We start from the raw sequence: 18,849 nt of genomic DNA, 5'->3' as shown, positions 1-18,849 counted from the left end.
CGACACCACCTCACCATGCCGTCTGGCCGCCATCAATGGCCAGCACTTGTCCCGTCATGTAGTCGGAGGCACTCGACATGAGAAAAACCGTAATGCCCTTCAGATCGGTATCGGAGCCGAAGCGGCGCAGCGGAATCCAGCGCAAGAGATCATCGCGGTGCTGCGCGATGAAGCGCTCGGTCATCTTGCTCGGGAAAAACCCAGGTGCGATGGCGTTGACGGTGATGCCCAGGGGGGCCCACTCGACAGCGAGCTGGCGTGTCAGTCCAATGAGCCCAGCTTTGCTTGCCGAATACCCTGCCGTACGGAACAATTCGATGCCCGCAAGGCCGGCGATGGAGGAGACGATCAGGAGCTTGCCGGTTACTGCCTGGGCGATCGCGTCTCGTGCGAAACGCCGCGCCACTAGAAACGTCCCCGTGAGGTTGGTGTTCACCACTTTGTGCCAGGCGCTGAGATCCATCTCCGTTGTCGGAGCTCCCCAGGTCGCACCGGCGTTGGCGATAACGCCATCGGGCACTCCGAATCGTTGGACGATCTCATCGAACAGCGCCTCCACGGAGTCCGGCTGGGTGACATCGCACGGGAATCCCCATGCGTCGCCCAGCCGACTCATATCCTTGACGGCAGCATCGATATCTGGGGTCTTGCGTGAGGTCACGATTACGGCCGCCCCGGCCTCAAGCAAACCCTCGGCCATTGTGCGACCGAGTCCGCGCACACCCCCAGTGATGAGCACGCGATGGCCCTTCAACGAGAAGAGCTCACTGATCATTACAAGCCCCACCGGTCACAGGTAACGTATCGCGCGACGGACCAGTGACGGCCACGCCCCACTTAATCCAGCCGAATACCGAGCGGCAGTCAGCGCACCTCATACACACCTCTGACAAGGTCGATCCGAAAGGCGCCGCGACCCGTGTATGCGGTGATCCACAGTAGGGGCACAGCACCTGGCGCTGGGTGCCAAGCCAACGCTGTTCGTCAAAGACCCCGGACCCAAACCGATTTCCCGTCACGGTCAACCTGACTCCTCCGCGGTGCTGAAGCCGTCTACCACAGCGGTGGCGCGAGGGCGTCGGGCCAGCAACGCCATATCGTTGGTGGGCACCATAAACTCATAGAGGGCCGCCGGCACCGATGTCCCCGTCGGCCGCCCGCGCTGAGCGTCCCAGTCGACCGATGCCGCATCGCCAGCATCGATGCCCCTCCATGGGATTCCGGCGGCACTGATCTCGTCGGCAACCGTGCCCACGAACCGGCCGGCAACGTTCTTGTCATGCTCCCCGGACACGGATTCGAGCCAGCGCACCATTTGCCCCACGGTGACGGAGGCGTGCGCCGCTGCCGCTGACTTGTCTGTCGCGTCAAGCGCCTCCAGGCAGCCGCCGAAGTAAAGCCGATGGTAGTGCTCCTCCTCGGCGATCTTTGCCACCAGGTTCGGAGGGACCTCCGCATCGGAGAATGTAGCCAGGAGCGACAACGCGGCCAGGTCGGCACAAAAAGCGCGAACCAGAAAGTCCATCCAGCCAGTGGGTGGGGCATCAAGCACCGCCACGCTGCGCACATCCAGGCGCTGTCGGTCCAGCTCGAGGGTTTGGGCAGGAAGGCCGGCGATCTCCTCCACATGGGCGAACAGCGCACGCGTATGCCCTAACTCCTCCTGAGCGAGGGCCATGAGCGCCGTGAAATCATCGAGTCTGCGGGCATTGGGCACGACTTTGATCAGCCAATGGCCGAGCACCCACTTGGTGTCCGCGACACTGAGCAGCCTGTTTTGCAAGCTCGGATTGATTTGCGACCCCGGGCTAGACAATGCCCAACCTCCGATTCGAATGCGCCCCCATCACGGCGCGGACCTCATCGGCTAGCACTAGGCACATCTCCACCCAGCGATGCTCATCGTAGGTGGTATAGGCCTGCACCTGCGCCAGTTTCGCGTTGGGAGCCGTCACCGTCCCGACGTGGCACAACGGCAGTTCCCAATCCCTGCGGGCGAATACCTCATAGGGGAGGTCCGCATTAGACATTGTCTTATGCACTATCCCTGGCTCTTTCATAACAGCTGTACTCCCACGCTGGAGAGGAGATCGCGAACCCTGCCGGTGACATCGTCTTTGGACCACCGCCTGGTCCAGTCGACTTTCACGCATACGTTGTCAACGCCGTCAACACGGCGAAGCGCCTGCTCGACGTCGGCCTGAAGATCCTCCCATGCCGGACATCCCAGGCAGGGCATCGCCAAGCGCACCACCACAGTGCCATCCGAATGCTGCTCAATACCGTTGAGCATGCCCATCTCGACGAGCGGCACCTGAAGATGGGGATCGAGGACACTCGCCAACGCCGTCATCACCTCCGGAGCTACGGTCAGCTCTGCCATAGCGATTCACCCCACTCTTCACTCTGAAGACGCTCGATACACTTCCGGTAGCCCGGGGCTCCCTGCTTCCACTGCGCGAGGGTCTCCTCCCACGTCGCAGAGCCCTCATTCCAGACGCGACGCTCGGGATCGCATGTGGCCGGGAACGAAACATCGGCTACGACGTTTCCGGATGCGGAATCGTAATGGGCCGGAATGTCAATCCCGGCGCTATTGGCCCATTCAAGCAACTCCCTCAGCCAAACCTGGCGCATCTCGTCATTCGACCTGCCCCGAATCCGGAAGGTCAGTTGCCCGCTTCGTTTCTTACGGTCATCGGTCACGCCGAACCAGCTCATTCCGTGCGGGAAAAGCCACTTGATGTATTCGCGCACCTTCTCTCGGGTGGCCTCCGACAGGTCCCAGTAGTATTTGGTCCAGCGTTCGCCGTGAGCGACGTGGAACCGCTCTTCGAAGTTGACCTTCCTTAGTGCGCGGCGGTACGGCGCGTATGAGCAGTTCTCCTCCAAATCCAGTGTCGTCACTCTCCCGGCACGATCAAGCAGCGCCTGACCCACCACCAGTTCGATGTAGTTACGAAGCGGGAACTGAAGCATATAGAAGATCCTGAAGCTGCCCGGATCCCTGTTGAAGATCGTGTCCTCGGTCCGGTAGCCAAAGTCGCGAAGCATCATGTACATCTGATGCGCGTGGCCCATCTCGTCCTGGATCGCGGCAGCGGTAGCGATCTTAGCTCCAAGATCAGGGCAGCTGGCGAAGACCTCATACGCCCAAGGAAGAGTAGACAATTCCAAATCGGCAGCGATCAGCATGGTTTCGGCGAGAACCTGCTGGTACTCCTGGGAAACCTCCGCCGGATCTTCGATCAAACGATCGGTGGTGACGGTGGTGGTGGTCATGAGCCGGCCTTCCTTGAGGGAATTGCGACGGTGTCATGTTGGGGCATCAGGCCTGCAAGGGTAAAGCGGCGCATGGTCCGCACGAACTCGGCGCCTGACTGGTCTACGGTCAAGCGCCGCGCCCACTCCACGAAGCAGCCGATATCTACGGCCATGATCATCCTCGCCAGCCCATGCGCATCAAGATCGTCACGAAATACCTTTTCAGCCTGGCCTTGGCGAATGATGCCCTCCACCAGCGCTGTGAGTCGAGCCATGAACTCGGTAACGCGACGCTCAACGGCTCCACCGACGCCAGGGCGCTCGATGCTGATCAACATGATCAAGATCATGTAACGCGCGTCGGCCTCTCCGATGACCGCATGGCTGTGCAGAAATGCCACGAGACGATCGGTGGCGCTACCGGAGGACTGCTCGACACGGGCACAGGTCCGGTTGACCGCAACTTCCTCGGCCCGGTCAAGCAGGTGCATCAGCACGCCATTTTTGGAGTTAAAGTAAAAGTACACACTGCCCTTGGTCATGCCCGCGGCCTGCCCGATTTGCTCCATCGACGTCGCATCGAGGCCCTGGCGAATAAACAAGGTCAGCGCCGCGTCAGTGATACGGTCCGTGGCCTCTCTTCGGCGCTGGGCGTTCGGGATACACGAACCACGACTGGGCCGCGGCAAAGCAACTTGCGTACGTAGTTTGTCTGTCGCCGTCGTCACATTTAGGAAACATACTATCTTGTCAGTATGTTTTCAACAGTTCCCTCAATATCAGGTTAGCGCTCCGTGACACAGTTATCCTCGACAGCCTCGACAGGCAAGGTAAGTGGACTGCCGGCCTCGTCTCGCGGCCGAGATCAGCGCGAAGCCCACCAGGGGCAAGAGCGCCGATGCTGGAGCCATCGGTGCAACGCGATCGCGGCTATGGCACCCGGTGTGGTTTGGTTTGTTCACCGACGTCGTCTGCTCACCCGCTACGACTCCCGGTCAGGTGATGGTTACCCCACCGTCGACCACAATCGTCTGCCCGGTGACGTAGCCCGCTGCGGCGGAGGCCAACCACACTGCGGTGGCGGCGAGTTCTTCCAGATCGCCCATGCGGCCGAGCAGCATGCGCGGTGACTGGCTCTCCAGATAACCAGGCTTGTACTGATCAGTCATCTCGGATTTAAAAAATCCCGGTGCAATAGCGTTGACCCGGATTCCCTTACGGGGGCCCCATTGCTGGGCGAGGTCGCGGGTCAGTCCAATAATTGCGGCCTTGCTTGCGGTGTACGCGGCCTGCGGCAGGCCGGCGGTGGTGATGCCCAGGATGCTGCTGATGTTGACGATCGAAGAACCCGGACGCATCACCCGGCCGCAGGCTTGAGCGGCCCAGTACGAGCCGTTGAGGTTGATGTCAATGACGTTGCGGAACTGCTCGGGACTCTCTCGCGTCGCCGGATGTGCAGTGCCGATGCCGGCATTGTTGATCAGCACGTCAACCCGGCCGAACTCGGCCATCGCGGCATCGACCATCGCCTGGACCTGATCGGGGTCGGCGACATCGGCCTTTACGCGCAGCGCTCGCCGGCCAACACCGGTAACCAGAGCTGCGGTGCTGTCCAGCTTGTCCCGGCGTCGCGCAGCCAATACCAGGTCGGCGCCGGCTTCGGCGAAACCTCGGGCGAATGCGACACCGAGCCCGGAGGACGCTCCGGTCACGATCACCACACGGTCGCGCACCTGGAACCGATCGAGGATGCTCATTTTTTGTATTCCTTTATCTTTATCAAAACAATTTGTTACCATGTCATTTCGATCGCAAGGCTTCGCGAGCTGCCGCGAAGAACTCCGGTGCGGCCAGAGCTGCAGTAGTTCCGGTGGCTGCCGGGTCAGCTGCGTTGAGGCGGCCGCGATAGGCGATGCCGGCCGCGATCACCCCGATCTTGAAATTGGCCAGACCCAGGTAGAAGTCCCAATTGCGCAGCTCACGTCCTGAGCAGATCGAGTACTTCTGAGCCAGCGCGTCAGCGGACGGCCACCGAGGGCTGGCCCATGCTGTCGGGTACCCTTGAACCAGGTCGAAGGCGCGCGCCCGATATGCACACATCAACGCCACATCGGACAGCGGATCACCGAGCGTCGACAGTTCCCAGTCCACCACCGCCAGCACCGAGTTACTGCTGTTGCCGGCGACGATCGTGTTGTCGACCCGGAAATCACCGTGCACCAGCGTGGTATCCACTTCCGTCGGAACACGTTCCTGCAGGGCAGCGACAATGTCGGTGATCTCGGTGTGGTCGTCGGTCTTGACCCGCCCCCACTGGCCGGCCCATCGATTTATCTGCCGGATCAGATAGCCGTCCGGACGCCCGAATTCGCCAAGGCCCACGGCGCGATAGTCGACGTTGTGCAGGCTCGCGAGTATCCGCAGCAACGATTCGGACAACGACTCGGCGTCCCGAGGATCCAGTGCGTCCAGATCTGCGCTCCGACGGAATACCCGACCTTCGACGAACTCGACGATGCTTAAGGGAACGCCCAACACCATGCCCTCAGAATCCAGTGCGACGGTTCGCGCCACCGGCACCGCGCTGTTCTGCAGGGCCTGCGTGACCGTGAATTCTCGCACCATGTCGTGCGCCGACGGGGTGGCGCCGGCCAATGGCGGATGCCGAACCACCCAGGTGGACTGCTCGTCGCTGATCTTGTAGGTAACGTTGGACCGTCCGCCCGGCAGTCGTTCAGCGATCAGCTCTCCAACGACGGCGACGCCCCGGCGTTCAAGGAACGTGCGCAGCGCGGTGAGATCGTGGCCATCCATCTTTATGCCACGGGGAATTTCGCTGCAACGGCCCGGATTACGCGCTTGGCGATGGCCCAACGATGCACCTCTGACGGCCCGTCGTAAATCCGGAATGGACGGATCTCGCGGGCCACCCGCGCCACCGGCAACTCAGCAGAGACGCCCAGGCCGCCGCACAGCTGAACGCTGCGATCAGCGATCCGGAACAGCGCCTCGGCCGCGAAAGTCTTGGCGATCGACGTTGCCTGGGCGCCGGTTGCACCACGATCCAATTCCCAGCACGCCCGCACCAGGAGTGCCCGGGTGGCTGCCATGTCGATCTCATTGTCGGCGATCATCTGCTGCGCCATACCCAGATCGCTAAGTCGGCCACCGAACGCCTGGCGCTCCGCGACATAGCGCACTGCAGCGTCATGGGCACGGCGCGCCGCACCCAGCCAGCGCATGACGTGGGTCATCCGGGCCGGACCCAACCGCACCTGGGCGTACTCGAAGCCGCGGTCGACTTCACCGAGTACAGCACTGTCCGGCACCACCAGGTCGGTGAACGTGACTTCACAGTGCCCGCCCACCATCGACCGGTCGATGGTGTGCATGTGCCGCGTGACGTCCAGCCCCGGGGAACTGGCGGGGGCCAGAAACATCGTGGCGCCACCGCGTTGTTTTGACGCTGCGCTAGTTCGTGCCATGATGATAAAGAACCCTGCGCCGTCAGCGCCGGTGATGAAACACTTACGCCCATTGATGACCCAGTTGCTGCCCCGGCGCTCGGCACGCGTAGCCAGAGCCGAGGGGTCCGATCCTGCGCCCGGCGCCGGTTCGGTCATGGCGAATGCCGAACGCACCTCCCCGGCAGCCAGGGGAGCGAGGAACTGCTCTCGTTGATCAGCCGTAGCAACGTGGGCCAGCAGGTGCGCGTTACCTTCGTCCGGTGCGGCAATATTAAGTGCGAGTGGGCCAAACAAGGAGTAGCCGGCCTCTTCGAACACCGGTGCCCGGTCCGACATGTTCAATCCACGCCCGCCGAATTCCGGGGGCACGTGCGGCGCGAACACTCCGGCATGGCGTGCAACCGTCTGCAGCTCACGGCGTAACTCGTCACCACCCGCAGCCTGGATATCGCCGTCATGCTGGTCCTCGATCGGCAACACGGTGTCGCGCACGAATTTCCGGGTGCGCTCGATCAGGGCGGCTACCTCCGCACTGTAGGTCAAATCGATCGTCATGTTTGCGAATCCCCGACTCGACGATATGTTCAGACCATCCGATCGCTCGATCGGTGGCCCTATGAAGGATGACATGGACACCGTCTCTTATGCAAAAAACTGGTCTACGGTGCTGCGACCATGCGACACGCCCAAGCGGGGCCGTATTCGGAATTCCTGAATAGTATGGTGCTGTCAATGACGCAAGATTGTGGGTCGTTAATTCGTGACGCCCGCCTCCGGGCCGGGCTGACCACCCGTGCCGTAGCCGAGCGCATGCAGCTCAGCCCGGCCACCATCAGCGCGATCGAAAAGGGCAAAACCGGGGTGTCGGTGGCGCGGTTGGCGCAGTTCGCTGAAGCGCTCGACATCCCCCTAGAGCGGCTGTTGCCACCCGCGGCCACGATGCGGTCGAACCGTCGGCCGGATACATTCGCGATCAGGGCCCCCAATACCGGGGATTGGCGCATCTTCCCGCCGATGGATCTCGACCCACCACTGTCCGCTGCCATCGATGCATTTGTGGAGACCGGATACCACGGCAGCTCGATGCGAGACATCGCCAAGCGTGCCGGTCTGAGTGTGCCGGGTGTCTATCACTACTATCCGGACAAGCAGCGCCTGCTGGTTCGCATCCTGGAGATCACCATGGACGAACTCCATCAACGCGTCGCCCTGGCCCGTGCGGAAGCCGTCGACGGCATTAACGAAGTCCGGCTCATCGTCGAGGCGCTCGCGTTGTTTCACACTCACCGCCGCAAACTGGCTTTTATCGGCGCCAGCGAGATGCGCAGCCTGACAGATGTGAACAGGGCGAGGATTACACGTTCGCGCAACGCAATTCAGCACTTCATCGACGACGCGATCGACCGTGCGGTGAGCGAGAACGGGTGGAGTACGGCTGAACCCCGCGCCGTAGGTCGGGCCATCGCCACGATGTGCACGTCACTGCCGCAATGGTTCAAGGAGAGCGGGCCGGCGACACCGGAAGACATCGCCCACACCTATGCGGGGCTGGCGATCGCAATGCTGCGCTACGGCAGCGAATAGTCCCCACAGCAGCTTCAGGTTCACGCACAATGTCCCTTCGATCGCAGATGCCGCGGCCTGACTTTTGCAAGTCCCCCTGTCCTGACTTCCGCAGATGGTGGGCACGCGGGATCCGGGCGGGTTGGTCAGTCGGCGACGCAGCGCCGGTGCCGGGTGTGAAGTCGAGGTATTTGGGGGGTTCGGGCAGGTCGAGGGCGGCCAGGATGGTCTTTTGGCCGGTGGTGAGAATGGAGCCTTGGGCGACGCGGCCGTCGGCGGTGGCGAAGGTGACCAGGTGCATGCGGTCGAGTGCGTGGCGCAGGTTGCGCCAGGCGTCGCCGGTGCGGGTTTCTGCGACGCGGATAAGAAGCAGGGCCAGCCAACACAATTGGGCGTGAGCGCGGATGCGGTCCTCGCGGTGGTGGTAGAGCGGGCGCAGCCCCAGACTGCTCTTGGCGTCGCGCCAGCCGCGTTTTACGGCGAGCAGCTGCTTGTAGGCGGCGGCCAGATCCTCGGTGATCAGGGTGAGGTCGGAGGTGCGCAGCAGCCACTTGCCGTCGTCGTGGGCTTCGCGTTGCGCGGCAGCGTGGTCGATGCGCAGCAGCCCGGTCTTGGTGCGCCGCAACAGCCTGCGCAGCCCGGGCTTGCCTTTCACGTAGCCGACGAACTCCTCGCGGCGGCGCTTGGACCAGGCGTCGGAACCGCCGATCAGCCCCGACAGGTGCTCGATGAGCCGCTGGCGCACCGCGGCGTCACGTTGGGCGGCATCCGGTTGTGGCACACCACGAACCCCTCCGCGCGCGCCCCCGCGGTATTGCCGTCGCCGGGTGCTACCCGAAGCTCTTTGGCCCGCAGGTTGTCGGCCACGTCGCGGTAGCGGCCGGGGCGGGCCAGCGCGGCGGCGGCCTCGGCGGTGGTGTGACGCGGCGCCTCTCGGCGTGGATGCAGTGCCCGCCCCCGCGGGCCAGGTCGGCGCGGTCGGCCGCGGAGGCGACCCCGCGGTCGGCGACCCACACCAACCGGTGCAGCTTGCAGGCGCCCAGGTCGTCTTTGACCGTGCGGATGACCCGCTGGTCGCTTTCGCTGCCGGGAAAGGTCCAGGCCCGCACCGGGATGCCGTCTATGGTGACCGCCATCGCGATCACCACCTGAGGCAAGTCGTCGCGATGGTCCGTGGAGTTGCCGAACCGGCGCGCGGCGTGCTCGACCGCTTTCGAGGTGCCGTCGTCGGGCCCCGGTTCGGGCTTCAGCTCGCACAGCTCGTCTCGCACGTCGAGCTCCCAGTAGGTGAAGGTGGTGTCGACGAAGACGAGGTCAACGTCGAGGTTGAGCAGGTGCGCGACCGAATCGAATATCTCCGCGGCGATCTGGTCCAAGGCGTCGAGCAAAAGTCCATCGCCCGATACGCGCGTCGTCGGAAAACCCTGGGCAGCCGGTGATCGCGACCCGCTCGGCCACCCACCGCGTGACGGCCCGCTTGCTGCCCGCATCCAGCGCTCGCTGCGCGGCCAGCGCCAACAGCACCCGCTCGGTCACCTCCGCATCCAGGCGCCGCTTCGCGGCGATCCGGTGCAGCGCAGCGCCAACACCGAGCCGGCCCCAGAGTTGGTCGAGCACCCACGCCCCGCCGAAGCGCCGCGAGTCCAGCACGTCGATCTCACCGGACTGCGCAGCCGTGATCACCTGTGCCGGGTCGAGGAACCGCGAGATCGAGGCGACCAGTCGGGCCAGCGCGTCGCGATCCACGGCATCGGCGCGGCCGAAGTTGTGGATCACCTTCGCCGAGGGCACCCCGGTCACCGGGTGGCATTCCCTATGCGCCAGCTGCAGGTATGACACCGTCGACCCGTCGCGGTTGCGCCTCTTCGTCTCCCGCAGATACACACCTACACTGCCACCGCATATCTGCTGGGGAAATCAAGCGACACGCCACATATCGTGTGCCTACACGAAGTCGCCTATCCGGCGGCCCCCAAAGCCTCCTACCAGCACAATCGTTTCGAGCAACCCCAAAATTTGCCTACGAACTGCGAAAGTCGGGCGTAGGGCGCTGAAACAATGCCCCAATCTGCTGCTGCGCGCAATGTGCGGTTAGTGTGATCGACGACGCGGTGCTTGCCTCGCCCTCGTCTACTCAGCGATACATTGGCGTTGCCGATATCGGCCAGCCGAGATTGTGTATTTCGAAGACCCGGTACGTCGGCTCGGGCAAGCCGCTGGCCGCGATCGCTTCGCGGATCTGCGCGTTTTGCCGGAACGCCCGTAGCGCATCCTCAGAATCCCAGACATCGCAGACCATCAGCCCGTAATCGCGTGGCACCGCGAGGTGGATCAGCGGCCGCGCCGGCGAGATCTCTACGATGCGAAGCAGCGCCTTGTCGTAACATGCCTTAAGCTGGTCGGTGTCACCCCGAAAATCCAAGGCCGCCAGTACTGTTCCCACGTCTCCTCCTCAGCCGGCCAGGAAATCCTCGAAGTCATTGCCCCGGGCGGTGACTCAACCTTCAGTTGCCGCCGCTTGCGTAGCCTGTGCCAGCATATCGATGATGATGTCATCGAGTGCGGTTCTGCCCGCTGGCTTCTCGGGTTCGGCATGTAGATCGTCACCGATCTCGAGATGTGCGGTGTGGCCAAGCGGGTCACGGTGCACCAGCAAGCGAAATCTGTGCCCGCGCCAGCTGAGCTCGAATGCCAGCACACCGGTGCCGTATTCGTCATGGAGCGTGATGCGTTCGGTGTCGGCGTCGAGCATCGCGTTGGCCTCCGCGATCATCTGCTCCGCGTAGGCGCGCAGCTCCACCCATTCGTCCACTGCGACGGCAATAGAGCAGGTGCCGCTCGGCTCGAACCGCAGTTTGGCCGGCGCCGTGCGGGCGCCACGTACCGCGTCGCGCACCCGTAACATGAACGGGGTGAAGACGACGTCACGTTGGCTGTCGTCGCTCGTCATCGGATCTCCTTGCCCGCCTGTCACATTCGTTAGGTTTTTTCGGCGAGAGCGTTGCTGGCCAGCATTTCGGAGCGGGCCTGCGGCGCTGGCTGTGCCGATGCATGTCAGGGTGTTTTAATCAACGGGCTGCGGATACCGCCGGTGGCCTTGTCGGACGCGTCGAAGAAGTCCTCCCGGAAAATATCGCGGGGGAACAACCGCTTTTTGATCAGCATTTTGATCGCCGCCTCCACCATCGGCGGCGGCCCGCACAGGTAGGCGACATGGCCGCGGCAGCTCTGGAAATCGTCTGCCACGACGTCGGTGACCAGCCCGTGGGCGAAACCGTCGACCTGCTCGTCGGACAGGCAGGGCCGATAGGTGAACTGCTCAGGGAACCGTGTCGCCAGGCCCCGGAACAACTCGACGTCATAGAGGTCGGCTTCGGTTCGCGCGCCTTGGTAGAGATACAGCCGGTGCGGCAGGCCGGTTTCCAGCACGTGCCTAACAATCGCCTTGAGCGGGGCGACTCCGGTGCCTCCGCCGATGAGGATCGCCGGCTGGCTACGGGCTTCCCGGAGAAAGAACCGGCCGTAGGGGCCGGCCAGCTGCACCTCGTCACCGACGGCAAGGTCTTTGAACACCCAGCCCTCGGTGCCCAGTCCGCCCGGGGTGTTGCGGATCTGCAGCTCGATGAGGCCGGGCTGGCCGGGCGGATTGGCCATTGACCAACTGCGGTTCACGCCTTTGCCGGGGATGGAGACCTGGACGTATTGGCCCGGGTTGAAGGACATCTCACCGTTCAGCTCGATCAGCAGCCGGCGGGTCGCGCGAGCACAGTCTTCGATGGCGGTCACCGTGCCGGTGTAGTCGCGAACCGGGTGGAACACCACCCCTTCCTCGACGTCGACATCGGCTTCGAAAACGATGTCGGAGTTCGGGGTCGCCACACAGATGAGGGCCTTGCCCTCAGTGCGCTCGTAGTCCATCAGCGCGAAGCTCGATGCGTCGTTGTGCTCGACCTCGCCTTCGAGCACCTGCACTTTGCAGGTGGCGCACGTGCCGTGGGTGCAGGCATGCGGCAACCAGATACCCTCGCGCAGGCACGCGTCGAGAATGCTCTGGTCGGCGCGGCACCGCACCTGCCGGCCGAGCGGTTCGACCGTGATGGTGAAGGTCTCGGTCATGTGGCGTCTTGACCTCCGCTGCTGCGTCGCGCTCAGGTGAATACGGTGGTGAACCGGTCGTTGAGCTCGCGGGTGATGTAGAAGATCCCCTTTCCGATTTGGTCGGCGGTCCAAGTGATCGTCGGGAAGTCGGCCCCGGTGATGTAGCCGCCGGCAAACACCTCGTTGCGGTTGCCCGACGGGTCGAAGAAATAGATCGTCTTCCCGCGGGTGATGCCGTGGCGGGTGGGGCCGATATCGATCGGCACGTCGTCCATCGCGAAGATGTCACCGGCACGCAGGATCTGGCTCCAGTCCTCGAGCCAGTACGCCCAGTGGTGCAGCTTGCCGTTCTCGCCCTTGATCACCGCAAGGTCATGCGGCTTCTGCCCGCAGAACATCCACGTCCCGATAAGATCCGGGTTGCCGGGCTCGGTGATCAGCCGCTCGGCGATGTGGAAGTCGAGGCACTCGATGAAGAAGCGTTCGACGAGCGCCGGGTCTTCTGCCGCGATCAGGGCGTGATCCAGCCGGTGCACCGCCACTCCCCTGGCGTGACGGGGCCAGGGATCCGGGTTGAGCGTGCCGGTTTCGGTGCCAACGTATTCCATCTCGGTGTACAGCTCGAGCACGTGTTCTGACGGCAGAACCACCCGTAGACCCTCGCCGACCGCGAGGTTTTCGCCCTTGCTCATCCGCTCGCTTTTCGCCCCGAACCGGGCGATGCGGTTCTCGAACTCGGCCAGGTCGTCTTCGGTGTGCACCTTGAAGCCGAGCTTGACCAGCCCGACCCCGCCTTCCTCGAGAACCACCGAGTGATGGTCGAATTCGTCCCAGGACTTCAGGTAGACCTTGCCCTCCTCCTGGGCGACGATGCTCTGGCCCAGGGTGTTGCTGTAGTGGCCGATGGCCTCCTCAAGATCGGTGACCCGTGCGTGCACATAACCGATCCGGTTCACTGACATCGCGCTGCCTCCTTGTCGAAAAATGGTGACTGTGTTGTGAGCTATGCGCTCGCGGTCTTGTGCGCCTTTTCGGCCGCGACCTCCCGTTGCCCGATGGCAAAGGCTATGGGAACGTTCAGTTTCAGCCTCTCGGCGTGGCGCAGCTGTAAGACGACCTCGTCGGAGGCCGGGCAGGCGCGACATGTCAGCACCACATTGGCTGCCCGCTCCTGCTCGCTGAGCACGCTGTAGGCGACCGCCTTGTGATACCGCACCTCGCCGGACACCAGATCCGCCTTGCAGATCCCGCAGCCGCCGCGACGGCACCCGTACCAGTAGGTGAAGCCGTTGCGGCGGATCACCTCGAGGATCGACTCGTTGGGGTGAGCCGAAAGCTCGACGCCGCGGGGCAGCAGGCGAAGAAGCGTCATCGCGGCACTCGGAAGCGGATCAAGCCTTTGTGCGCTATGCCCAGGTCGGCGATGGTCTCCGTTGGCTTGGGGTTGATCTCCTCCTGGTCGATGCGCCAGTCGGTGGCGTCGTTGGGCCGGTAGTCCGGGTCGGCAGACGCCCACGGGTCGATCATCTGTGTCTTGAAATCCGACCAGGTCATCGCCTTTGGCACCCGGAAGCACGCGGCGGAGCAGAAGAACATGTTGTCTTCCCAAAGGACGTGGACCAGCTGGTCGTCGCCGTAGAGCTCTTGGCGGTCTTTCGCGGGAAAGTCATAGCTCCCCAGTGCCCTAACGCTCATGTGCTCACTCCCAGGGGTGCGTGCCAAGTCGCCCACCGCTTGGCGTCTTCGGAGGTGGTGTACTCGCCGTTGTCACGACCATCGACGATGCCGTACCAGGCGAGCACGTCCGGTATCGTCGGCCCGCCGCAATTGCCCTGGTAGATCTGGTGCACGGGCAACCACGCCTGCACATACTTCTCGGGCTCCCGGTCGAAGATCCATTGGCATCCGTCCGAGCAGAAGTTGTAGCGCTCCCCACGGTAGACGCTGTGCCGCTGGCTGATGGTCGTCGGATCCCCGACTTCGGTGAACCCCATCGGGATCTGGCAGACCTGGCACAGTTGCGGCAATCCCGGGAAGAAAAACCGATTGCCGCTCGCCTGCATCCTGGCGGCCTTCTCGTAGAGCGGACGGTAGTAGCGGTCGAAGGTGTCGGGGTATCGCTGCGACAACCAATCCAGCTCGGCCTCCGGTGGGATCGTCGTCGTGAACGCCGCCGCGTGGGAGAACTGGTAGAGAATCCAGTGCACCTGGTGACTGACGTAGTCCTTCTCCACGATGGCCTGCTGGACGTGACGCGGCGGCCTGATGCCGTAGTACTCCAGGTCGGGGAACAGGCCCTCGAGCATCTGCTGCTCCAGGTACAGCTCGAAGGCCTCCTTCCAGCTCATCACCTTTTTGACCAGGAAATAGTCCATCATGGCGGCCACCAGCCCCAGCAGGCGATAGCCGCGCCAGAACCATTTGTCGATCCAGTCCTGCATGATCGGCACGTTGTCCTCGTCCTGCTCGAGGACGAACTTGATCACCTCCAGACCCAGGGTCATATGCCGGCTTTCGTCGCTTTGCGCGGAGAAGCCGAAGGTCATGGTCGGCAGGTCGCCGTTGAAGCTGGCGCCGCTCATGAACGGCACGAACAACAGGTTGGTCAAAAAGTACTCGAAGCTGAACGAGATCGCGGTCAGGGCTTCAAACGGCCCGGCCGAGAGCGCGTCGTCGAAGAACGACTTCGGCACGCTCAAATACCACACCCGGTCATGCATTTTCCAGGGTGAGTGCAACCCGTCGTAGTACTTGTTGTACATCGAGATCGCGTGCGTCTGGGTTTGAGCGTGCCGCAGCTCGTCGATGCTTTGGCACAGTGCCGCGAACCGCGGCCCCGGGCCGTTGAGATAGCGTCCCAGATAGGCGAAAAGGCGGTGCGCCGTGTACTCCAGGGGCATCACCCCTTGCAGGAACAGCTTGAGCGCGTTGAGGTAACGCGCGTCAGCCACCTGCAGGTGCCCCTGGCCCTGGGCAAAGCTTTCGATCGCCGCGTAGAGCCTTTTATCCTTCTCCGACTGGTATTTGGAGTACGCGTCGATGGTCAGCCGGAACGGGTCCTCCCAGGCGTCCCAGTCATGGATCTTGATGCCTTCGAATCGGGTATAGGGGTAAAGCTGCTCTTCCGAGACATATGTCGGCGTCCAGTCCAAATCCCGGGTCAGGAGCCGGTATCGCTCCCGCATCGACGCCTTGGCCACAATTCCTCCTTCAGTGCTCCCACTTGATCAGGATCTCGTCTTCGTCCCACTCGGCGATGTGGCCCACGTAGGACACGATCGCCAGCTGAAATTCGTGTGTCTCCCAGGGGCGGCCGAGAAGTTCCTCGACCGTGCTGCGCCGGATGACCAGATGCCCGGGGGACGTGATTTTGACTAGCCCGGGCATCCGCAGCACGTCAGCGCCGGGATTGTCCCGCTCGATCGCGTCGATGATCACGCGATTGTCTTCGGTGTCCTGCAGGTCCACACCCACCGGGCGAACCCGCCGGGTTCGTGTCTCGGTCATGCCCGAACTCCGCCCGGCGCGGTAACGGGAACGCCGATCTTCTCCAGGCTGGCCGCCAGCTCGGACGCGTAACGGGTGGCGGCGGACATGATCGAGGTCGAGGCAAAATTGGCTTCGATTCCCTCGGCCAAGCGGCGCACCGCTTCACACGCCTGCGGGTACCACCGATCTGCCATGGCGCCCAGCGCCTTTCGATTCGCCTGGCCGTATGACGGGTCCTCGACCCACGCCTTGAGCAACGCCGTCAGCCATTTCTGGTGGTCGGTGTACCAGCGGCTGAAGTGCTGGGCGAGCAGGCTGTAGGCCATCGCACCGCGGAACAGCGCGCGATCGTCGGTGTGCCGGAACAGCAACGGGTACAGTTGCGCGTCGGTCAGTTCGAACGCCAGCACCCCGCTGACCCAGTCGGGCTCGACGAGCGCCTGCTCGGCGAGTTCCCGCAGTGCCTGCAGGCTGGGCTGCTCCAGCCAGAACCGCTTGGCCTCGGCGAGCTTGTCGCCCGAGCCGCCGCCCATCGCCAGGCCGATCAGGCTCAGCAGCTGAGCGTTGCCGACCCGGTCCATGGACGCGAAGGCCGCCGGCTGGGCCACCGCCGTGCCCCACGCGAACCGGGCACCATTGATGAATGCCAGCTGGGCGCCCGATTCGTAATGGCGCAACGGTACAATCGCGTGGGCCACAAATGCGTGCCAGTTCTCTGGAAGCCTGTCGAACAGGTCGTGCTGCTCGATGTATTTCAAGTCGTTGGCGAACGCCTCGTAGTGAGTGGCCCGGTTGGCCACATAGGTTGCGTAATAGTATTGCCTGGGGTCGGTGTAGCTATACGGGTCGGCGAGTTTCACCGCCGAGTAGTCGGGATCGTAAATCTCATGCTGCGGGTCCCAAAGCGGGCGGTAATGGAAATTCTCCATCGCCTGCATGTTGTAGGTGCCTTCCTGATACCGGGTTGCCGGCTTGTCGCCGAACCGGTCGATCAGGTTTTGATAGGTGTTGCGGATCGGCTCAACCGCCTGGGTTCGTATTTCGTATCCGACCATCACCTCTCCCTTCGGCGCCGCTCCGGATCGGCACGCACCGTGGTGTCGCCCACGACCTCACGCTGCGCGAACCCGGGGTCTTTGGCAATGAGTTGTTCCGCATGGCGGAATCCGCGCCGTGATCGCCCAACCCGGCGGCGGTTCAGCCGAATCGCGCCGGTAACCGGGCACCGTAGCCGGACCAGGACGGCGGGCTAGGCCGGGCTCAGCCGGGCTATGCCCGTCGGCCCGGTTGCCCTGGTGTAGCCCTGGTCCGCCCGCCGTTAGTCGCGTCTCGGCTTCGGCACGGCGGCCCTGATGCCACGTGAAATCGCCGTGGCGGTCCGCAGCAGCGGCTCGACATAGCTGCGCAACTCGTCTGCTCGGCCATACCGGATCCGGCGCACAATGCCGACGGCCGCCACGACCTGCCCGCATTGGCCACGCACGGGGGCGGCGATCGAGGCGACACCGTGCTCGCGCTCGTTCACGGTGTGCGCCCACCCGCGCGCCCGAACCATGCGCAGTTCGCGGCGAAACTGAGTCGGGTCGATAATCGTGTCCGCTGTGCGGGCATCGAAGCGATGCACCGCCAACAGGGCCCCCAAGGTGGCGTCGGGCAGGTAGGCCATGATCGCTTTGCCGCAACTGGAGTAATGCGCCGGCAGCCGGGTTTCGTGCGTGCTCACCCCCTGCCGACCGTTGCGCTGTTCGAGCCGTTCGATATACACCACGTCGCTGCCCTCCAGCACGCCCAAGTGCACGGCCTGGCCGATGCGCTGGTGAAGGTGCACCAGGCTGGGCATCACCGCCTCGTGCAGCCGAAGCGGCGCAGTGGCCGCCGTGGCGAGGTCGATGGAGGTCAGGGCGAGGCGATAGGTGCGGGTCACCGGATCATGCTCCAGCAGATGCTCGGCGACGAGCGCGCTAAGGATGCGGTGCACGGTGCTCTTGCCAAGACCAAGCTCGCGACTGAGCTCGGTTACTCCCCGCGGGCCGGGATGATGACTGAACGCCATGAGCACCCGCGCGGTGTTCCGCGCCGCGGACCTCCGGTCCGCGGTGCTCTCCGGTGGCCCCGTCACCGTGTCACCGGACCGCGGGCACGCAGGGCGGACACGACGGCCCGGCGAAGCTGCACCGGGTCCAGCGGCTCGCCGGCGGCAAGCTCGGCGACCCGGGTGTCCTCGGGTGCCAACGCCAGGGCGAGCAGCCGCTGGCATTGGCGCAGGCCCGCGATCGCCGCCACCTCCATCTCGTCGACGAGGTCTTCGCGCCCGCTGGCATGCCGGCGCATCGTCGCGAAATCGGTCACGGCCGCTGCGTGACTGTGTGCCAGCCCGGCGCCGAGGTGCTCGGCCCGGTGGTAGTCCAGCGCCGCGCCCTGCTGCACCACGAGGTGATACAGCGTGGCACCGACCCCCAGCGCCCGCCGCACGCCGTCGACCGCCGGACCGGTCGACTCGGCGAGCGCGTGCAAGGCAGGCAGGACACTCGCATCGTAGAAACGGAGCGTCCACGACAGCGGTGGTGACCAGCCGCCGATTTCGATGGTCTCGTCGTCGCATCCGGCCAGCTGGTCGCGGGTGGCGACGATGTGCAGATTGCGCAGCCCGACCGCGGCGACTTCAAAGGGCCCCCCAGAGATCAGTGGCAAGCGCCGGCGGGCGGCGGGCGGAAGCGACCGCAGCTCGGCGGCGTATGCGCGATGGATCGAGTCGACAAAAAACGCCGTTGCCTGACGCATCCGAGCCTCGTGACCCGCCCCGGACTCCACATCTTCCACGCTAGGCAGCAGGCGATGAGCAAACATCGCTGTTCCAGCATGCAGAACAAGAGATCAAGAGATATCGCCGAATGGCCGCGGAGCCCCCGCCGAAATCGGTGGCGAAATCATTCACAGATGAGAATCGCAGTGGCGCGTCCTAGCCGCT

The 18,849-nt window shown here is 63.8% G+C and carries 24 protein-coding genes; 1 reads left to right on the top strand and 23 read right to left on the bottom strand.

What is annotated here, in order from left to right:
- Positions 1 to 10: 10 nt before the first annotated feature.
- From MSM1_RS19085 to MSM1_RS19045, 9 genes are all read right to left on the bottom strand, one after another.
- Positions 11 to 775, bottom strand: a complete 765-nt coding sequence (locus MSM1_RS19085) for an SDR family oxidoreductase (protein WP_213445329.1) — start codon at positions 773 to 775, stop codon at positions 11 to 13.
- A gap of 246 nt (positions 776 to 1,021) precedes the next feature.
- Positions 1,022 to 1,783, bottom strand: coding sequence for a Phenylacetic acid catabolic protein (locus tag MSM1_RS19080; RefSeq protein ID WP_213445327.1), 762 nt, complete (start codon positions 1,781 to 1,783; stop codon positions 1,022 to 1,024).
- A 25-nt stretch (positions 1,784 to 1,808) separates the two neighbouring features.
- Positions 1,809 to 2,030 (bottom strand): hypothetical protein, encoded by a 222-nt coding sequence (locus tag MSM1_RS19075; RefSeq protein ID WP_213445324.1) that lies wholly within the window; start codon positions 2,028 to 2,030, stop codon positions 1,809 to 1,811.
- A gap of 26 nt (positions 2,031 to 2,056) precedes the next feature.
- Positions 2,057 to 2,383 (bottom strand): metal-sulfur cluster assembly factor, encoded by a 327-nt coding sequence (locus MSM1_RS19070; protein ID WP_213445321.1) that lies wholly within the window; start codon positions 2,381 to 2,383, stop codon positions 2,057 to 2,059.
- On the bottom strand, positions 2,371 to 3,282 hold the full coding sequence (locus tag MSM1_RS19065; RefSeq protein ID WP_213445319.1) for a Phenylacetic acid catabolic protein: 912 nt from the start codon (positions 3,280 to 3,282) through the stop codon (positions 2,371 to 2,373). The genes MSM1_RS19070 and MSM1_RS19065 overlap by 13 nt, the downstream gene beginning before the upstream one ends.
- On the bottom strand, positions 3,279 to 3,992 hold the full coding sequence (locus MSM1_RS19060) for a TetR/AcrR family transcriptional regulator (protein ID WP_213445317.1): 714 nt from the start codon (positions 3,990 to 3,992) through the stop codon (positions 3,279 to 3,281). The genes MSM1_RS19065 and MSM1_RS19060 overlap by 4 nt, the downstream gene beginning before the upstream one ends.
- Before the next feature lie 267 nt (positions 3,993 to 4,259).
- A complete protein-coding gene (locus MSM1_RS19055) occupies positions 4,260 to 5,021 on the bottom strand; it encodes an SDR family NAD(P)-dependent oxidoreductase (RefSeq protein ID WP_213445314.1) in 762 nt (253 codons plus the stop codon).
- Positions 5,022 to 5,064: 43 nt separating this feature from the next.
- A complete protein-coding gene (locus tag MSM1_RS19050) occupies positions 5,065 to 6,078 on the bottom strand; it encodes a phosphotransferase family protein (RefSeq protein WP_213445312.1) in 1,014 nt (337 codons plus the stop codon).
- 2 nt (positions 6,079 to 6,080) lie between these two features.
- Complete coding sequence (locus MSM1_RS19045) at positions 6,081 to 7,286, bottom strand: acyl-CoA dehydrogenase family protein (protein WP_213445309.1); 1,206 nt, start codon at positions 7,284 to 7,286, stop codon at positions 6,081 to 6,083.
- 177 nt (positions 7,287 to 7,463) lie between these two features.
- Between MSM1_RS19045 and MSM1_RS19040 the strand changes: the two genes are divergently transcribed.
- Positions 7,464 to 8,315, top strand: coding sequence for a TetR family transcriptional regulator (locus MSM1_RS19040; protein ID WP_213445307.1), 852 nt, complete (start codon positions 7,464 to 7,466; stop codon positions 8,313 to 8,315).
- On the opposite strand, the gene MSM1_RS19035 is transcribed toward MSM1_RS19040, so the two are convergent.
- The 14 genes from MSM1_RS19035 to MSM1_RS18970 form a co-directional block, all read right to left on the bottom strand.
- Positions 8,227 to 9,075 carry a hypothetical protein gene (locus MSM1_RS19035; protein WP_213445305.1) on the bottom strand — a complete coding sequence of 283 codons (849 nt, stop codon included), beginning with the start codon at positions 9,073 to 9,075 and terminating at the stop codon, positions 8,227 to 8,229. The genes MSM1_RS19040 and MSM1_RS19035 overlap by 89 nt on opposite strands.
- Before the next feature lie 49 nt (positions 9,076 to 9,124).
- Positions 9,125 to 9,670, bottom strand: coding sequence for a hypothetical protein (locus tag MSM1_RS19030; protein ID WP_213445303.1), 546 nt, complete (start codon positions 9,668 to 9,670; stop codon positions 9,125 to 9,127).
- On the bottom strand, positions 9,609 to 10,178 hold the full coding sequence (locus MSM1_RS19025; protein ID WP_213445301.1) for a hypothetical protein: 570 nt from the start codon (positions 10,176 to 10,178) through the stop codon (positions 9,609 to 9,611). Before MSM1_RS19025 ends, MSM1_RS19030 begins: the two co-directional genes overlap by 62 nt.
- 250 nt (positions 10,179 to 10,428) lie before the next feature.
- The gene (locus tag MSM1_RS19020) at positions 10,429 to 10,737 is read right to left on the bottom strand and encodes a hypothetical protein (RefSeq protein WP_213445299.1); all 309 of its coding nucleotides are present in this window, start codon (positions 10,735 to 10,737) and stop codon (positions 10,429 to 10,431) included.
- 54 nt (positions 10,738 to 10,791) lie between these two features.
- Positions 10,792 to 11,244 (bottom strand): hypothetical protein, encoded by a 453-nt coding sequence (locus MSM1_RS19015; protein WP_213445297.1) that lies wholly within the window; start codon positions 11,242 to 11,244, stop codon positions 10,792 to 10,794.
- 104 nt (positions 11,245 to 11,348) lie between these two features.
- Positions 11,349 to 12,410: an NADH:ubiquinone reductase (Na(+)-transporting) subunit F gene (locus MSM1_RS19010; RefSeq protein ID WP_213445295.1), complete on the bottom strand. Its 1,062-nt coding sequence runs from the start codon at positions 12,408 to 12,410 to the stop codon at positions 11,349 to 11,351.
- 32 nt (positions 12,411 to 12,442) lie between these two features.
- On the bottom strand, positions 12,443 to 13,354 hold the full coding sequence (locus tag MSM1_RS19005; RefSeq protein WP_213445292.1) for a catechol 2,3-dioxygenase: 912 nt from the start codon (positions 13,352 to 13,354) through the stop codon (positions 12,443 to 12,445).
- Positions 13,355 to 13,395: 41 nt separating this feature from the next.
- Positions 13,396 to 13,764 (bottom strand): 2Fe-2S iron-sulfur cluster-binding protein, encoded by a 369-nt coding sequence (locus tag MSM1_RS19000; RefSeq protein WP_213445290.1) that lies wholly within the window; start codon positions 13,762 to 13,764, stop codon positions 13,396 to 13,398.
- Complete coding sequence (locus tag MSM1_RS18995) at positions 13,761 to 14,087, bottom strand: phenol hydroxylase subunit P4 (RefSeq protein ID WP_213445288.1); 327 nt, start codon at positions 14,085 to 14,087, stop codon at positions 13,761 to 13,763. The genes MSM1_RS19000 and MSM1_RS18995 overlap by 4 nt, the downstream gene beginning before the upstream one ends.
- A complete protein-coding gene (locus tag MSM1_RS18990) occupies positions 14,084 to 15,592 on the bottom strand; it encodes a YHS domain-containing protein (protein WP_307857440.1) in 1,509 nt (502 codons plus the stop codon). Before MSM1_RS18990 ends, MSM1_RS18995 begins: the two co-directional genes overlap by 4 nt.
- A gap of 10 nt (positions 15,593 to 15,602) precedes the next feature.
- Entirely contained in the window at positions 15,603 to 15,899 is a 297-nt protein-coding gene (locus MSM1_RS18985; RefSeq protein ID WP_213445286.1) for an MmoB/DmpM family protein, read from the bottom strand.
- Positions 15,896 to 16,936, bottom strand: coding sequence for a phenol 2-monooxygenase (locus tag MSM1_RS18980; RefSeq protein WP_213445283.1), 1,041 nt, complete (start codon positions 16,934 to 16,936; stop codon positions 15,896 to 15,898). The genes MSM1_RS18985 and MSM1_RS18980 overlap by 4 nt, the downstream gene beginning before the upstream one ends.
- A 263-nt stretch (positions 16,937 to 17,199) precedes the next feature.
- A complete protein-coding gene (locus tag MSM1_RS18975; protein ID WP_213445281.1) occupies positions 17,200 to 18,000 on the bottom strand; it encodes an IclR family transcriptional regulator in 801 nt (266 codons plus the stop codon).
- Positions 17,997 to 18,728: a hypothetical protein gene (locus tag MSM1_RS18970; RefSeq protein WP_213445278.1), complete on the bottom strand. Its 732-nt coding sequence runs from the start codon at positions 18,726 to 18,728 to the stop codon at positions 17,997 to 17,999. The genes MSM1_RS18975 and MSM1_RS18970 overlap by 4 nt, the downstream gene beginning before the upstream one ends.
- Positions 18,729 to 18,849: the final 121 nt, after the last annotated feature.

Source organism: Mycobacterium sp. SM1, from assembly GCF_018361265.1.
Classification (GTDB): Bacteria; Actinomycetota; Actinomycetes; order Mycobacteriales; family Mycobacteriaceae; genus Mycobacterium.
This window is presented reverse-complemented; position numbering and strand designations above follow the sequence as displayed.

Bases quoted from the DNA above. Each gene is read 5' to 3' on its own strand.
- MSM1_RS19085 (WP_213445329.1), bottom strand. From the start codon at position 775: ATGATCAGTGAGCTCTTCTCGTTGAAGGGCCATCGCGTGCTCATCACT.
- MSM1_RS19075 (WP_213445324.1), bottom strand. From the start codon at position 2,030: ATGTCTAATGCGGACCTCCCCTATGAGGTATTCGCCCGCAGGGATTGG.
- MSM1_RS19070 (WP_213445321.1), bottom strand. From the start codon at position 2,383: ATGGCAGAGCTGACCGTAGCTCCGGAGGTGATGACGGCGTTGGCGAGT.
- MSM1_RS19065 (WP_213445319.1), bottom strand. From the start codon at position 3,282: ATGACCACCACCACCGTCACCACCGATCGTTTGATCGAAGATCCGGCG.
- MSM1_RS19055 (WP_213445314.1), bottom strand. From the start codon at position 5,021: ATGAGCATCCTCGATCGGTTCCAGGTGCGCGACCGTGTGGTGATCGTG.
- MSM1_RS19050 (WP_213445312.1), bottom strand. From the start codon at position 6,078: ATGGATGGCCACGATCTCACCGCGCTGCGCACGTTCCTTGAACGCCGG.
- MSM1_RS19045 (WP_213445309.1), bottom strand. From the start codon at position 7,286: ATGACGATCGATTTGACCTACAGTGCGGAGGTAGCCGCCCTGATCGAG.
- MSM1_RS19040 (WP_213445307.1), top strand. From the start codon at position 7,464: ATGACGCAAGATTGTGGGTCGTTAATTCGTGACGCCCGCCTCCGGGCC.
- MSM1_RS19015 (WP_213445297.1), bottom strand. From the start codon at position 11,244: ATGACGAGCGACGACAGCCAACGTGACGTCGTCTTCACCCCGTTCATG.
- MSM1_RS19010 (WP_213445295.1), bottom strand. From the start codon at position 12,410: ATGACCGAGACCTTCACCATCACGGTCGAACCGCTCGGCCGGCAGGTG.
- MSM1_RS19005 (WP_213445292.1), bottom strand. From the start codon at position 13,354: ATGTCAGTGAACCGGATCGGTTATGTGCACGCACGGGTCACCGATCTT.
- MSM1_RS19000 (WP_213445290.1), bottom strand. From the start codon at position 13,764: ATGACGCTTCTTCGCCTGCTGCCCCGCGGCGTCGAGCTTTCGGCTCAC.
- MSM1_RS18995 (WP_213445288.1), bottom strand. From the start codon at position 14,087: ATGAGCGTTAGGGCACTGGGGAGCTATGACTTTCCCGCGAAAGACCGC.
- MSM1_RS18985 (WP_213445286.1), bottom strand. From the start codon at position 15,899: ATGACCGAGACACGAACCCGGCGGGTTCGCCCGGTGGGTGTGGACCTG.
- MSM1_RS18980 (WP_213445283.1), bottom strand. From the start codon at position 16,936: ATGGTCGGATACGAAATACGAACCCAGGCGGTTGAGCCGATCCGCAAC.
- MSM1_RS18970 (WP_213445278.1), bottom strand. From the start codon at position 18,728: ATGTTTGCTCATCGCCTGCTGCCTAGCGTGGAAGATGTGGAGTCCGGG.